At 42.3% G+C, this 15,858-nt stretch carries 10 protein-coding genes and 3 pseudogenes; all 13 read right to left on the bottom strand.

The features are described 5' to 3' along the window. Nucleotides 1-28: 28 nt before the first annotated feature. Nucleotides 29-1,315, bottom strand: a pseudogene (locus BLU47_RS15090) (capsule assembly Wzi family protein); the annotation flags it as partial. 195 nt (nucleotides 1,316-1,510) lie between these two features. Next, nucleotides 1,511-2,077 (bottom strand): annotated as a pseudogene (locus BLU47_RS15085) (sugar transferase); the annotation flags it as partial. Nucleotides 2,078-2,434: 357 nt separating this feature from the next. After that, nucleotides 2,435-2,908 (bottom strand): annotated as a pseudogene (locus BLU47_RS15260) (MraY family glycosyltransferase); the annotation flags it as partial. A gap of 747 nt (nucleotides 2,909-3,655) precedes the next feature. Further along, nucleotides 3,656-4,834 (bottom strand): glycosyltransferase family 4 protein, encoded by a 1,179-nt coding sequence (locus BLU47_RS03450; protein WP_091958463.1) that lies wholly within the window; start codon nucleotides 4,832-4,834, stop codon nucleotides 3,656-3,658. A 49-nt stretch (nucleotides 4,835-4,883) separates the two neighbouring features. After that, entirely contained in the window at nucleotides 4,884-5,684 is an 801-nt protein-coding gene (locus BLU47_RS03445; protein WP_091958460.1) for a glycosyltransferase family 2 protein, read from the bottom strand. 68 nt (nucleotides 5,685-5,752) lie between these two features. Then, nucleotides 5,753-6,661, bottom strand: a complete 909-nt coding sequence (locus BLU47_RS03440; RefSeq protein WP_091958458.1) for a hypothetical protein — start codon at nucleotides 6,659-6,661, stop codon at nucleotides 5,753-5,755. Further along, nucleotides 6,658-7,113 (bottom strand): T9SS type A sorting domain-containing protein, encoded by a 456-nt coding sequence (locus BLU47_RS03435; RefSeq protein WP_091958455.1) that lies wholly within the window; start codon nucleotides 7,111-7,113, stop codon nucleotides 6,658-6,660. The genes BLU47_RS03440 and BLU47_RS03435 overlap by 4 nt, the downstream gene beginning before the upstream one ends. Before the next feature lie 59 nt (nucleotides 7,114-7,172). Beyond that, on the bottom strand, nucleotides 7,173-8,087 hold the full coding sequence (locus tag BLU47_RS03430) for a glycosyltransferase family 2 protein (protein WP_091958452.1): 915 nt from the start codon (nucleotides 8,085-8,087) through the stop codon (nucleotides 7,173-7,175). An 8-nt stretch (nucleotides 8,088-8,095) separates the two neighbouring features. Further along, nucleotides 8,096-8,827, bottom strand: a complete 732-nt coding sequence (locus tag BLU47_RS03425; protein WP_255402076.1) for a glycosyltransferase family 2 protein — start codon at nucleotides 8,825-8,827, stop codon at nucleotides 8,096-8,098. Next, nucleotides 8,815-10,149, bottom strand: coding sequence for a lipopolysaccharide biosynthesis protein (locus BLU47_RS03420; protein ID WP_091958448.1), 1,335 nt, complete (start codon nucleotides 10,147-10,149; stop codon nucleotides 8,815-8,817). The genes BLU47_RS03425 and BLU47_RS03420 overlap by 13 nt, the downstream gene beginning before the upstream one ends. Beyond that, nucleotides 10,136-12,142 (bottom strand): O-antigen polymerase, encoded by a 2,007-nt coding sequence (locus BLU47_RS03415; protein ID WP_091958446.1) that lies wholly within the window; start codon nucleotides 12,140-12,142, stop codon nucleotides 10,136-10,138. The genes BLU47_RS03420 and BLU47_RS03415 overlap by 14 nt, the downstream gene beginning before the upstream one ends. A gap of 5 nt (nucleotides 12,143-12,147) precedes the next feature. After that, nucleotides 12,148-13,203: a chain-length determining protein gene (locus BLU47_RS03410; protein WP_091958443.1), complete on the bottom strand. Its 1,056-nt coding sequence runs from the start codon at nucleotides 13,201-13,203 to the stop codon at nucleotides 12,148-12,150. Between the two features lie 5 nt (nucleotides 13,204-13,208). Further along, entirely contained in the window at nucleotides 13,209-15,752 is a 2,544-nt protein-coding gene (locus BLU47_RS03405) for an SLBB domain-containing protein (RefSeq protein ID WP_091958956.1), read from the bottom strand. Between the last annotated feature and the right edge of the window lie 106 nt (nucleotides 15,753-15,858).

Here is a 15,858-nt window from a genome sequence, read left to right as displayed (position 1 = left end):
AATCGCACAAAGTGAAAAGAGAAAATATTTAAAGAATCTTGCCATGATAACCTATTTTAATGTTAAACGTGTTACAGTCGCCATAGACGTTGCCTGCATCGAAAGCATAGGCAGCAGAGATCTTCCAAGGCCCCTGTATGTAGATGCCTTGGAACATGGCATCGAAAGAGTGTAGCTTTTGAGGTGCAGGAGCACCATAGGTGCCCCATCCTTCCTGATAAGAGCCTTTGACAAGATAGGAAAGATGGTCTGTCAACTCGCCATTGACACCCAGATGCCATGCCTTGACACGATTGTTGCTAAACTCATTGAACCCATTCTTATTATAGATGGGAGATGTAATCAGGGCAATGCCTGGCGTCATGCCGTAGTGAGCATAACTACCATAGAACAAGTGGTTGTAATAATTGTCATTACCCGTCACTAAGTCGGTAATTTGGCTACGGATAGGTTCCGGAAAATCACCCTTATCCCAATGCAAAGGACCTGACTGGTTGGTGCTTTGGAAATATTCAAAGACAGCTCCGCGCACATACTGCCTGCCTAGTGTTTTGTTGCTATACTGCAAACCCCATAAACCGTCCCAACCATTACCCTTACGAATACCAGATCCGTCTTCAAATGGATTGTCTAAATATGCTTGTACTTGATGGCTCTTGTTGATGTTCCATCCAATCTGATAGGTCATCACGCCCACGTGATTTCCATACACCCAATCCTCCAGAGCCTCATTCTCAAAATAGTTGCTATCGCCTAGGGGCAGGATAACTTTCCAGAAGGCTTTGAAGTTAGCTGGCTTGCTTTTTGCGACCAAGATACCTGATTGATTCTTGTAGTTGGTGCCACCAAACTGGGCGGCATGTTCAATACCCACCATTGCAAAGAATGTTTTCTCTGGGTTGGTGCGGATATAAAGATGCTTCTGGTGATAATAAGCTCCTGTGACATATTGGTAGCAGACATCTTGACGATCAAAATATTGTTTCTCCCGATAGCTGTTATCCAGGAATTTCCCATAGCCGAAATCGAAGTTTACCTGTATCCATCCTTTTGTATATGGAATGTTCCAGAATCCATTAGTTCCGATGTGTACCTGAGGAATAGGTTTGGCATTGGTGCCTTTAACGAACGAGCCAACGGAAAGCAGATCGTCCCGCACTACCTGTTGCTGTTCCCTGCTGCCTACCTCCAGAAAGAACGATTTCCACGAGAGGTTGGCATAACACTGCTGCAGATAGGATTTGTGATCAGCATGCAGAGAACCGATGGCATCGATAGTACCGGAAAGTTTCCAGTCTTCATTGAACGCATGCTCTACATTGACGGCACCTCGCAGATAGGCCGTGTTGGGGCGTGTTGCCAATACATGATGTCGATTCGTTACCAGTTGATAAGCTGTGAAGTCGCCCGTACCAAAGGCGGCTTCCGTCGTCAGGTCGTAGGTGATGTTGGTCTGCAATGAATCCTGTGCCATAGCATTGTTCATACATAGTATGGCGAAAGCTATACAGAAAATTCGTCCTGATGCGATGTTTACAAACGTCTTCAGTAATATTTTCATGTCAGTCCATAATGATTGATGTTCTAAATAATATAAATCCATTTCCAGACGTACCAGCATCTTGTCAATTGTATCTGTATAACCATTTTTCAAAGTAGCATAACTGGTTACTCCAGGGCGCAATGCGTATAGTTTTTCATATCGTGAATCACGCTTCATAATTTGTTCAATATAGTACTTGCGCTCCGGACGAGGTCCGACAAAGGACATGTCGCCACGAAGGACGTTCCATAACTGAGGTAGTTCATCAATATGATGACTGCGTAGAATGCGTCCGATTTTTGTCAGTCGTGGGTCGTTGTCCATTTGCAGCAACTCTTCACCTTCTTTTTCTGCATCTACTTTCATGCTTCGGAATTTGTAAATGTAGAAAGGGCGCCCTCCCAGTCCTATGCGCTCTTGCTTGTAGATAGCAGGTCCTCCCCCAATTTTGATGATGAGATAGCATAAGAGTATTAAAGGGGAAAAAATGATGAGACACAGACATGATGTAATCACGTCGAAAGCTCTCTTCATATAATTGCTATCTATCCATTGGTTGATGCATACATTGACAAGGCAGTATAGCGCAGCATCAATTGCTATTATCCATGTTGCACATATAGTAGGGTAGAGTAAAGCATTCAGTATCACGATAGCAACAGCCAGCATCAGTATGAATGCTAACGTCTGATGCTGCGACAATCCAGCTCTCATGAACTTGTGGTGGATGTGGTTCTTATCGGCTAGAAATAGTGGATGACAATGGCGCAGTCTATGCAAGGTGACTCTCACAACGTCTGCCGTAGGAATGAAAAGCAGTGAGGCAGGAACCAAAAAAGCCTCACTACGCTCAGGCCAAATCAATGTGTTGTTCATTATACATTTGATTGACAGGAATCCAAGTGTGAATCCTAACGATAACGAGCCGGAATCGCCCATGAAAATCTTTGTGTTCCGCTCAGTGCTCCCATAGATATTGAAATAAAGGAAGGCAATGAGCGCTCCTATCAAGCCTGCCACAATGATGCTGTAAGTGTGCATGAAAACATCATAGTGTATGAAATATACCAGAAAACCACTCAATGCTAACAGCGATAGTCCCCCTGCTAGTCCGTCAATCCCATCGATGAGATTGATGGCATTGTCAATAAACACAATGATGAAGATGGTTAACAAAACACCTGTAATATAAGGCAGCTCATAGATTCCAAAAAGTCCGTAGAGGTTGTTGATGTATAGTCCGGAAAAGGGCAGCAGACATGCTGTTGCTATCTGAGTCAGAAATTTACTACTTGCATTCAACCCTATCAGGTCGTCAATGATGCCTACAAAATAGATGATAGCCAGTCCTGTAATGAAGCTCATGCTCCACGTCTTTATGGAAATATCGCCATGTTTGTAGAATGAGAAGAATATCAGTATAACGAAAAAAGCTATCAACATGCTGGGAAGGAATGAGATGCCTCCCAGTCGTGGAATGGCATTTTTGTGTACCTTTCGATCATTGGGAATGTCATATAAGTTTTTCTGTTTGCAGAAATCAAGGATAAGGGGTGTAAATACCATCCCACAAATAAAACTCAACAAAAATGCACCAAGTAGAGATATCGTCATAAGCTATTTTATCAGTCGTATACTTAATATAACTGCTAAAACTGCGTTTTATTGTGTTCTCTCATATTGTTTTTCTATTATTCTCGCCTCGACCATAGAAAGACGCAATCTGCTTACCATCATCAGTCCCTTTCCTGTTCCTTTCCTTTTCATACTTCATTGTTTTCTAATTGTATATTAATTCTACCCTAATTCTACTCTAATTCTACTCTAATTCTACTCTAATTCCTGTCATATCACACTCCATATTATCTCCAACTTTTCCAAACCCTTCCTTCGCTCTTCCTCCCACTGTTGTCCGTTTGTTGTCCGATTGTTGTTCGATTCATGAACGGACAACAAACGTATATCAAATGTAGTTCAATCGCACAAGAATAGAGGCTAGTACTAGGTTGTATTGGAGGTAAGTTAGGTCTAAAATGGGGTACGATGCGGCAAGGGTTTGACTTTTTCTTGAGATATGCAAGTGTTTTTATAATATTTATCCCTGATATAATCTTAATGCTTGTCAAATAGTTCATAACCATATAGTTTTGAATGCCATGAGTAGTGCTCAATAACTGTATGGCGGCCTTGTTCTCTAATTTTGGCGCGAAGATTAATATCTTCGAGAAGAGAGAGACATGCTTCGGCAAACGACAGGTCGTCATCTCGTATGAAACAGTTCTCGCCGTCGCGTAGTTCTGGAATGGCTTTTGCTATTAGTGAGGTCAAGACAACGGGAATGCCGTTAGCCAAAGCTACAAGAACTTTATTTTGTATGCCTGCTGCGATTTGCACAGGCGCAACGGCAATACAGGAGTCGGCAACAAACTTGTTGAGATCGTCTACAAACCCAGTAACAAAGATATTTTTTCCATTGTCGAGTTTCAGGATGCTCTTGGGAGGATGCGCTCCAACGACGTAGAACTTCATGTCGGGTTTCTTGGCCAAAATGAGCGGAAAGATGTCGTTGACGAAATGAAGAACGGCGTCCTGATTTTGAAGAGACTGCATGTGACCGATGAAGCATATCTTTTTCGTATCAGTATGATTGATGGTTTCTGACAAATACTCCACACCATTGGTATGAAGTTCCAACGCTTCTGTGTATTTCCCCTTCATATTGCTGCTGAGGAAGTCGATGTCTGACAGAGATACCAGTACAATTTTAGGATAACGTCTGATGACAAATTTTTCGTATTTAGCAATCAGATGTTTCTCTATTTTATAGATATTCTGAAGCAGATTGTTGCCTTTCGCTCCTGTAGCCAACGCATAGGTTTTTGACAAGGCATCGGTCATTTCAATGATAGATTTTCCTTGTAGCTTTGCATTCTCCAAGAAAGGCACCATACGTAGCAAGTGGGAGATATAGAGGTCGGGCTTTTCTTTCTGGATAATTTTCTTAAAGAGGCTGTTGAAAGCCCATGAGTAATAATAGCCACACTGTATGGGGCGTCCCGTCAGCATAAACAGGGCAGAATAAAATATAGAGGCTATCTTATTGCGTTTTACGGTATAGACCTTATCATACAATTCTTGGGCAGCATCAATGTCAGGTGTCTCTTCTGTGTATGACACCAATACCAACTGATGGCCTTGTGACTTTAGATGCCGGGCAATATAGTTGATTCTCAGCAAGTCGCCTCCACATTCAGGCATGGGAAAGCGTGGTGTGAGTATACATATCTTCATTCGCGGTGTTTTTTTTACAAAACGGAAATGAGGTGTGTTTATTGTCTTGCTATAGACTTAAATGGCAGGCCGGACGATATCTTATTTTTCGAACCCAGTCAATGCCGGAAAGACGAAGGGCTTTCTTTGTTGTCTGGGTGATGACAAGAAAGGCATAGAATAGATAAGATTGTAGCCGTGATCCACCATTTTTTCGTACGATTGTCAGATAATCTTTTTTTTTCTTGAAAATACTTTCGTCTGTGGCACCTCCTAATCGGAATACTGCCACATTGATGTCTATATGCTTGAATATGGCATGATGCTTTGTCGCCCTCATTAAGAAGTCAAGATCCATCGCATAGCGTATCTTTGTATCGTAAAGACCTATCCTCTCATATAATGCTTTCGTGATGAATGCACCTTGATGGGCAGGACGACGGAAGAAAGGCATGGTGGGGAAGTCTGTTGATGGCTTGATAATACGTTTTTCACCAGAATCCTCATTCCACAGTAACAGGTTACAGCAAAAGATGTCTGTTGCTGTGTCATAATGCTGAGCCACATTCTTTAATGCTTCCGGTAACAGATAATCGTCGGAATTGATAAGAACAATCAGGTCTCCTGTGGCATGTCTGATGCCTTTGTTAAAGGCATCACTGATTCCATGGTCCGGCTCAGAGACAAAGAAGCAGATGTCACTGCTGTATTGTCGAATGATGTCTGTTGTCCCATCCTTGGAGCCCCCGTCTATCACAATATATTCTTTGTTGTCATAATCTTGTGAAATGACACTATTAATAGTCTTTTCTATAGTATCCTTACTATTGTAGGATATAGTAATAACAGAAATTTTGGGAAGTATATTCATGAGATAAACATTTATTGAGCTTACTTAAGGAAACGGCTTTTTTACATCATTGGAAGCATGCTCAGTTCTTACGCACGGGGGCGCACAGATAAACCGGTGGCGCGGCTGCAGGCGGACAAGCCTACGCTTTCCGAGTAGCCGTCCAGGTCGCATGCCCAGTGCGACCAGTCATTCGCTGATAACTCAAATTGAGTATTCCAGTGCGGTTGGCCATCATAAAGCGACGACGACCAGTAGTTGGCCCATGAGCCTGCGGCGTAGTGGAACTCACCATGCCAGCGGTAGCCAGCAGCAGGAAGGAACACTGTGCCGCCATTAGAACCTGTGAACTTCCAACCATTTTCCCCGTTCTCAGAAGTCCAAATAGAGGTCGTATCCTGCATTTGCTCCAAAGTTGGCATGCGCCAAGGAGCGCCCCAGTTGGCGGTAGCGGCATCGTAGATTGTACCAGCAATGTCGCTGCCGATATCCACTACTGAGAAAATCCTATTATCAAACCAGCCGTCACAATCAGTGTCTTTTCCAGTAAAATATGAATAAGTAACTTCATAATACGAACTCTTCGGCTGGGTCTCTCCCCAAGCATAATGGTTACCATATTCATCAGGTGCACTGGCCCCCACATTGCAGCAGGCCCACTTCGTGCCGCTGGGCAGGCCAAGGTCTATCATGTGAGGGTGGTTGGAGCCGGGACAGGAAGTATAGAAATCTTCCATATTAACAAATCCAATACCATCAACCTCCAATAATGGCATTTTACTGATACTATCTTTAGTGTAAATCAGTTGGGTAACAACTTCATCATGAAACACACCATCAGCGTTGATATGAGAATAAACAATAGAATCTACTTGATTTCTGAGGAACGTATAACATTGTCCGTCATGTCGATAAACATAGAAAGCCTCGCCAATAGTCTGAGCCATGCCTGCCATAGCTGCTACGGCAAACATCATGGTAAGGAAGAACTTCTTCATGGTTTCGAGAATTTAGAGGTCCGACCATTAACTGAAAGCACATACACACCAGAGGGGATGGAAGCGAGGGGAAGGGTCACATCGTTGCCCGAACGGATCAAGCGGACGGGGACTCGGATGCCGTTCGTGTTATAGACTGCCACCTTGTCGGTCTGGTCGATGCCGTGGAACACCAGCTGACCGTTCTCACGTGAGTAGTCGGCATCGCGCTTCACGGCCTTCACATCAGTGGTCACCCCTTTATATGAGAACCGCAAGACGTTCTCTTTGGGATAGTCCATATCGAGCACCGAGGAGGTGATTAGCACATGGTCGTTCTGGAACTGGATGTGAGGCATCAGGTAAAGCTCCACGTCGGTGGTGGTGCCATCGTCATGGTGCAGCACGAGGGTCTGCGCCGAGGCGGTGCTGATGCCTGTCAAGGTCATCAAGTACACAACTAATGAAATCATTTTCGCTTGTTTTTTCTATTCTATGTTGTTTTCGTTTAACTTAAGCAGGCTCAATTGTTTTAGTACTTGTTACAGACTACATTAATCCAAAAAAGTATTTGCGTAGTTCTGTCAGCACAACGCAGTTCTTTATTTGTCATAAGAGACAAGCGCTTTCTCCAATTCTGTTTTCCTTCCAGATACAACTTTAGTAAGGTTGCGTTTTTTTCAGACATGATGGAAAGATATCCATTGGCAAGCTCCTGGGCCTGGCTGTATCTGTCATTTTTCTTTGTTGCAAAGCGCTTGAGGCGCAGTGTCCATTCATAGATGAAACCTTGTCCTTGTCCTATGGTGTTGTTACCGTGCTGACGATATAGTATATGGGAATTTGGATCAAAGACAACATGTGCATCTGCTGCCAATGCTATGGAATATACCCAAAGGTCGTGCATGGGCATATTGACAGGGATAAATGTCCCAATAACTTTCCGTAGTGGATGATTGAGAATCATGGTGCATCCTCCTATAAACTTGTAAACCAACATTTCGCCAAAGGTCAGTTTCGGATGGATGATAATGCTGGGTATGGGGCGTAGATTCTCGTCTGTCAGTTGTGTCTGTGAGAAATATAGGGCAGGCTTTCCCTTGGCGTTCTCCAATTGTGAGATGCCAGAATATAATTTGTCTTCCAACCATACGTCGTCTTGATCGGCAAAGGCATAATAGTCACATTGTGGAGCATTTTGCAGCAGATGCAGGAAACTTCTCTGTGGACCAAGGTTCTTGCCAGTGTAAAACTCTAAGGCACCTTTTTCTTGATATTTCTTCAGTATGGTTAGTGTTTGGTCAGTAGAACCGTCATCACGTACGAGTAAGTTGATATCAACATTCCTCTGATTGAGAATGCTTTCTATCTGCTCCGTAAGATACTTCTCTCCATTGTAGGTGGACATGAGTACGGTTATCTTGCTTTTTTGCAAATCTGCTGTCATGTGGAATGTTAATGTTTAATATGTAGCACGAACTTTACGAAATTCTTAATTTGCATAAGGGCATATTGCCTGAAAACACTTGGGAATGTCTCTTTGCCATAAATGATATGAGCAGCCCATCGCTGTATTGTGCACCATTGTCCATTAGATACACCGCCAAACTGAACATTTGCAATAATTGTATTCATTTTTAGGAACTTGTTCTCAGGAATTGCCAGAAAGAACAAAAGGTCGCTAACAATATAGGGATGCGTTACGATGTAATATCCGTAAGTTTCATGCAAGTTGCGTCTGTATATGGAATTCTGGTGATGGATAATTCCTTTGTTCCTGTCGCAATGGCGTGTCTCAGTTTTTCCGTTGCCGAAAGTGAGCACATAGTCACTATATAGAAAAGAAATATCATCAGGTATTTCGTTAGAAAAGACATCTGTTAAAACTTGGCTGTTGCGTAAAACATCTCCTGCATTTAAGCATAAAATCCATTCGCCGGAAGCCTTTCTGATACCTTTGTTTAATGCGTCATAAATCCCATCGTCAGGCTCGCTGATGATGCATTTGATACGATCTTTATATTTGTCTATGACTTGTGGCGTGTGGTCAGTACTTCCGCCATCCACGATGATGTATTCTATATTACTATATGTTTGTGTAAGTACACTCTTAATAGTGCGTTCTAAATCAGAAGCACAATTATAGCAGATTGTGATAATGGATATCTTGTCTTTTATTTCTTCCATAATCCTGTCGCCTTTCCATTAATTATCTTATTGAACTGTATCTTGTTGACAATCCAGCTTGGCGTAATACACAGACACATAACGGCCAAGAAATAATTGATGTCATGCGTCAAGTGGCTTGCCAGCCATGCCAGTGGTATGAAGAACAATACGGTTACCGTCATGTACATTTGAAGCCGAAGGGCACCGATACCATTTAGGAAATAAGAATATCGGCTGCTTGCAATAATAATAAAGGTGTAGATAGCCATCATCAATGTTATTCCGAATGGCACCTCGCATTTATCGCCAATCCATAAATCGTATATAAATGGTGAGATTGTTACCATCAAAACGAGGCACAGTCCTAGTATTATGACGACAAACCCCATTCGCTTGTCAGCCTTTCGAATCCATTGAATGTCATCTCGTTCATAAGCGTCTGTGGTGGCATTCCAAAAAGGCATACAGATAACTGTAAACGCGGCTAAGACCAAACTGAAATATCTATATGCAATCTGGTAAGGAGTAACAATCTCAGGAGAAAAGAGGTTGGAGATGAGAATATTGGCCGTCATCATTTGAATGACACCGGCAATCTGCAACCAGAAGAATCGAACACCAAGATTGCCTAAAGATAGGGCAGAACGTAAGTTGATGAGAGACAAGGAGGGGCGTAGTGTAGGAAATACCTTGTAGAAGGTGATGGGGTAGGCAATCATATAAATGAGCAAAGGAGCTGCCGTATTTACGATGACCACATTAAGGAAAGTGGCATTTCCCGTCTTAAGCAAAATCCATGTGGAAAATAAAGCCAAGCCTTGTCCTATTACAATAATGAGATTGCTGATGGATGGGGCTTGCATTCCCATATATACATTACCAATCAGTTTGAAGATGAAAGTCATGCATACAAAAATAACAGCGGCTTGTAAAGCTGTTCTGAGAGTGGGTATGCGTTCAGGTTCAACATTGAAAAATGCATATATATCTGTTATTTGAATGAGAAACAATAGAAATGTTGCAAGTGGTATAATAATACAGGTTAGCATTGCCATACAGGACGAAACCATTTTGCGAGCTTCTTCCATGTCATGATGAGCTATGCTTATTGACAATTTGTTTCTCAAACCATTTCCTAAACCAATGTCCATTTGGTCAATCCAAATAAGAAGACTGCTAATAGTTAGCCAAACACCATTTTGATAGTTCCCTAAACATGTTAAAGTAAGAGGTACCATTACAAACAGAATGATGGTGGCAATGAATTTTAACAAGAATGAAAATGCTACATTCTTGTATATCTTATTGCTTCTTATGTCATTTTTATTAAATAACTTCATTTGCTGTTTCTTTTGTAATTTTTTTGTGACTGGTGGCAGTCAGTAAGACAACAAAGAAGAATGTCTCTAGAACGATATGGAACTGCTGTAGCAGGTTCTCATTGTAGAATTGAATAATGATGACTTCTATCAAAAATGTATAAATGCATTTATATGTACTGCTACCATCGTAAAACTTGCGATAAACATATCCAGCACCCCAGCCATATAGAATGCCGAAAACAGCGACCCCTTTTGATCCAAAATCGTTATAAAAAGGCTGCATGATGGTATATACATTTGTTGGTACTGGAACATAGACAAAATCCTGAAGACGTTCTATGCTCTCGAGATGGATGCCCAGGTATCGTAAATAAGGGAATACGTCGTTGAATGTATTTACTCCCCAACCATTGGTAATGGTTATTTGTAACTTTTCAAAGGCTACTATGGGTGACGTAACATATATTCCCAAGAAGTCTATAAAATCAACAGAATCTTGATCTTGGGATTCTTTCGACATGTTAAAGAAAAAGAATAGGACAATGATGCTTAAGAGAGTAAGTCCTATGGAGCGTATTTTGATGGTTTGTTTCTCATACAATACGAATAGCGTGCTCAAAGTCATGATGAGAATACCGCTTTTCTCCATCATGGAGAATTCAAGGAGTAAATTAATAGCGACAATAAGGACTATAGTCCATTTAGATATTTTAGGATAAAGCCATATTGCAGTTAAAAATAAAGAAAAATTTATTCCTTGAGTGAGAATTAATATTCCTGGCGATTCTGTTTTGTAGATAGTGTACAAACGAATATTATACAATAAATCTTCTGTATCGAACTGACTAACTATTTCATATATCCGTTTTGCATAAAGTATTGTAAAGAGTAGTGAGACAATTAAAATGACATAGAATAGATTCATATTAACATCAATACTTTTTCCGCGCCATACGGGTTTTGCCTTACTTTCATCTTTTGTTAATATAAAAGTAAGTAAAGATGCTGGAATAAAAGTACCTATCCATAGAAGAAAATTTGTAATGAATAGTGGACCGATAGGATCCAAAGTACCTTGTAGGAAGTACATAATAAATAAACCACCCCAAATAGCAAAAGTAAGACTCCAAGGAGAAAAAAAATCACCCATTTCCAAGGATAAAGTATCATTTTTTTTCTTTAATGAGTATTGACGAAAGGCTGTTGTAGCAAACAGGCCAATAATGACAAATGCAAAAAGAAAATTTGCAAAATGGTCATTTCTATTGGTAGGGACTGTGTTTGACTGTATGATGGTAAAAGAATGATAGGTGCGTTGTTTTAGTGCAATCTGCCGCGAATACTGCTTAACAGCTTTTTCGTAAAGACTTTGTGCTAATGTCAGGTCGCGCTGTATGGCATGTTTTTTTTCAGAAACACTTTTCGAAGTGGTTGAAAAATGAGAATCTGTAAAAGAAGCATATTCTTTTTGGGCCATTTTATACAGTTGGGATGCTTTTGATAATTCTTTCTCAGCATTTTTTATTGCTGCTTCAATGACTTGACGGCGAGATCGAGTAATAACTGTTTGTAATTCCGCAGTAACACTATCTAGCATTTGTGCTGCAATGACAGGATCGTTGTCTGAAAAGCCTATAGTTAGTGTTTCGTGTTTACTGCTATAGTTGTAGTTTATATGGGCTTGTATGATTTCAATGGTATCTTTTTCAGCAAGATACTCTCCATAGGTTACTCCTTTATTGGGAACCTGCTTGTGTGATATGGAACGGGCAAAATCTTCAGTTTTTAAGACTTTACAATAGGTCTCCATGTCATTAATCCCATTATTGGCACTACCAATGGCTTCTTTAATGTTGGCCTGTATCTTTGAAAGACCAATGGCAAGATCCGTCTCTTGGTACTCGTCACTAATTTTTGTGACGGCAGTGTACTCTTTAGGCACACAAAGCCACACTACTATAGCTAATAGGGTGGCGATGAGAATTGCTGTGATATAAGGATGTTTTTTCAACCTTATTATATATTAATAAATTGTTGTCGATTTCTCCATAAAAGCATTCCTAAACGAAGAATGAGACCGAGGAACATCCAAATAATCAGTGTGACGACTTTCGGACGGCTACTGTGTTTGATAGGGACTGTTGCTCCTTGCACAATCGTGAAGGCAGGGGTACGTTCTTGTACTTTTGCCTTAGCCAACTGCAGTTGCTCTACTACTTGTTGGTAGATATTGTATTTCAATTGCATTTCATTTTCTAAATCATCCATTTTTGATTGGACTGATTGTAAGGCGACATTGCTGTTTGCATCTCCAAATGCTGCATACTTCTGACGTGCCTTTGTATATTGTTGATAGGCCTCTTGGAAAAGTTTTTCCATATATTCCAAGTCTACTCTCGCTTTTTTTGTGCGGTAATCTGTGATGGCTAGTTGAAGGTGCATCTGTACAGAGTCTGCCACGGTCGCTGCTATTAGAGGGTCCTGGTCTTCCACAACAATAGTGATGACATTTGTTTTCTTATCAACAGTACAATCTATTTTGCTTTTTATATTCTTGGCAATTTCATCCTCTTTCTTCGTCAGTTGAAAGGGGTTAGGCTTATGGCCAGATTTTGGCGTTTCTTCAGAAGTTATCTTTTCAATAATGTTATGTAGTAGGGCTGAAGGGTATTCATGAATAGCTAGTTTCTGGTGCTTACTTATATATTCTTGATAGGTGAAAGTATTGTGTGTCTTTTGGGTTGTTACTGTTACGGGAAACAGTCCGACAATAAAATTAGTCGATGCCATCAGGTCTGGATAAATCTCGGGATATAAGGCATCTCCCGTCTGCCCTATTTTCATGTTCATACCCACCATGGCTGCCAATGAGGAAATACTTCCGGAGAATCCGCTGCCAGACTCTTCTGGAGCAAGAACAACAGTCGATTTGTAGATTTTTGGGGTGCCGAAAGCTAGTAATACACCAATGATACCCGCTATGCTAGAGTATTTGCATACTTTGCGCCAATCTTCTTTAAGTATTTTGATAACATCAATTATATTGATATTAATAATCTTCTTATCTTCCATACTTCTTACTTCTTCAACAGGTTAGCAATAGTGGCGAACATGGTACCGAGAGAGGCTGCGCTTGTGCCGATACTCATCCATTCGGTGATGCCAAGTGTGCGACCACGACGCTTGGTGGGAACAATGATTTGGCAACCTGGGCGGGGCTTGTGCTTGCGGTCGGCTCGGGCTACCATGCCATTCATATAGATGATGATGGTCTGACTCTTCTTGGCACTAGAGGTGGTACCTCCTGCTAAGTTGATATAATAGTCGGCATCTTTCCCTTCCTTGAAATATACGGTGTTGGGATAGAGTACCTCACCATTGATTTTGACGGAACCATCGTAGCGGGGAACGACGATGCGGTCGCCTTCACGCAGAATGGGGTCATCCTCAGAACCGGGATTCTTCAAGGCTTTGTCGAGCTCAATACCCACGGGGTAATTGGCATTTGTCATGAGCTTCTTGACATCAATGGAGTCACGACCGGAATTACGCTGAGCGGTACGAAGCACAACTTCCATTTGCTCACTCTCTTCGGGGGTCATCAGGCGGAGAAGCTTGGTGCCCTCAGGATAGGCTCGGTTGGTCAACCCGCCAGCTTGCTTGATGAGCTCACTCAATCGTTGACCCTTACTGGATAGGGTATAGGTGCCTTCAAACTGTACTTCACCTTCAACAGTGACGTTTTGCTGTTCGGTATAGTTGGGACTGCGGCGTACGTATACCTCGTCGAACGGCATCAGTCTGAAGTCTGGTTGTTCTGCAATATTGAAGTCGCGAGTCAGCTTAAAGCTAAAGGTCTGTGCTATCTGGTCGCCTGCCTCTGTTGCTTGCGGATTGCTGACGCGACGGGAAACGTCCACCTTAACCAACGAAGCTGCATCAGTAGGTCCTCCTGCCTGTAGGATGAGGTCTTCTACACTCTCGTTAGCTGCGTATTTATAGACACCAGGGTAAAGCACCTCTCCGGTGATGGTGACGGTCTGTTTCTGTATTTTCTCCTCACGACTGGCAATGTAAAGCACGTCTTCATTGCGCAAGGGAACATCGGGTGTCGTTCCTTCCAGAATGCCACGGATGTCGACACTTAGCATTTCCAAAGTGCGGTCTACTCTCATGCGGTGCATGATGGCATGCTGTGAGATAGCTCCTTCTGTCAGACCGTCGGCAGCTTCTACTAACGCCTTTACGGTGCTGATGTTTCCTCCTACGTGATACATGCCAGGACGGAATACAGCACCCTTAATCTCAACCATGTTCCGGTAGCGGTTCATAGTGGAGTCAACGCTGACAGAGTCTTCGTCCATCAGTTTAAACTGGGTCATGTCAAACTCGCCAACGCTGAATACGGAATACTGGTTGCCAGCCTTTCGGTTGATGCGTATAGCCTTGGTATAAGCGTCACCAGTGAATCCTCCGGCATAGCGGAGTAGGGTAGCAGCAGTTTCCGTTTTCTTCATCTCGTAGAACATCGGGCGCTTTACCTTACCTGTGATATTGACCAGGGCTTCATATGGACCGACGGTTATTACGTCGTTGTCTTGAAGACGTACATCTCCCGACAGCTTGCCATTGAGCAGGAAGTCGTAGACGTCGACATTGGTAATCTGCTTGCCACGACGGAATACCTTTACATTACGCAGCGTACCAATCTCGTTTGGGCCGCCAGCCATGTATAGTGCGTTATAGACGGAGGCAAAGGCTGACATCGTATAGGTTCCTGGCACTTTTACCTCGCCCATCACACTGATGGTAATGGTACGTGTTTGTCCAAGTGTCAGGTCAATCTGAGAACCTTGATAGCGGGGACCGAGGACTTTCCTCAGTCGTGCCTTTGCCTGACTGACGGAGAGTCCACCCAATTGAATAACACCAATGCCTTCAATAGTAATGGTACCATCTGGCGAAATAGTCTCAGTGACACTTTCCTGTGAGGCACCCCATATATCTACATTGACGGCATCACCAGGACCTAGACGGTAATTCTGCGGAGTAGCGAGGTTCATGCTACTCTCGAAGGTCAGGTTCTTGTTGTTGAAGACATCGTGACCGAATATCTTGCGCTTCTCTTCTTTCTCCTCATCCTCCTTTAGGAAGTACTTCAGCGAGTCTGGCATCATGAAATCCATTGCGTCGTCCATCTCCGTGAACTCCTTGTCATTCTCGTCGTAAGTACGCTTTTGCTTCTTCTTGTAAGTCTCATACTTGCTGTCCTTGACACGGTACTGAGAGGCTTTTTTCTGATCCTGTTTCGCCTGCTCTTCGCGTTTTTCGCCATTTGATTCACGCATACGGTTCTTGACGGCCTTTGAGCCTGCTGTGATATCCTCAGCACCAAGAGAACCATTCTTGATCTGCTTCTGATATTTTTTCTGGATGCGACGTATCTGTTCGATGGTGACACCACGTTGCATCAGTTGCGTGACAATCTGCTGGCGTGAAATTCCTTTGGCGTTCTGCTCAATGACATAGTCCATCACTTGGTTATCTGTCATGCCGGACTGGGCCCATGTGACGGCCGATACCATTAGCAGGCAGAGTATGATTGTAGAGATTCGTTTCATGTTTATTCGCATTATTATTATATAAGAACACGATGTCCTTTAAAATATTGTGCAAAAATAACTAATTTTTCCGAGAAAACGATGGTTGTATCGAAAATATGTTGTA

The sequence above is a fragment of the Prevotella sp. tc2-28 genome (genome assembly GCF_900107705.1).
GTDB lineage: Bacteria > Bacteroidota > Bacteroidia > Bacteroidales > Bacteroidaceae > Prevotella.
This window is presented reverse-complemented; position numbering and strand designations above follow the sequence as displayed.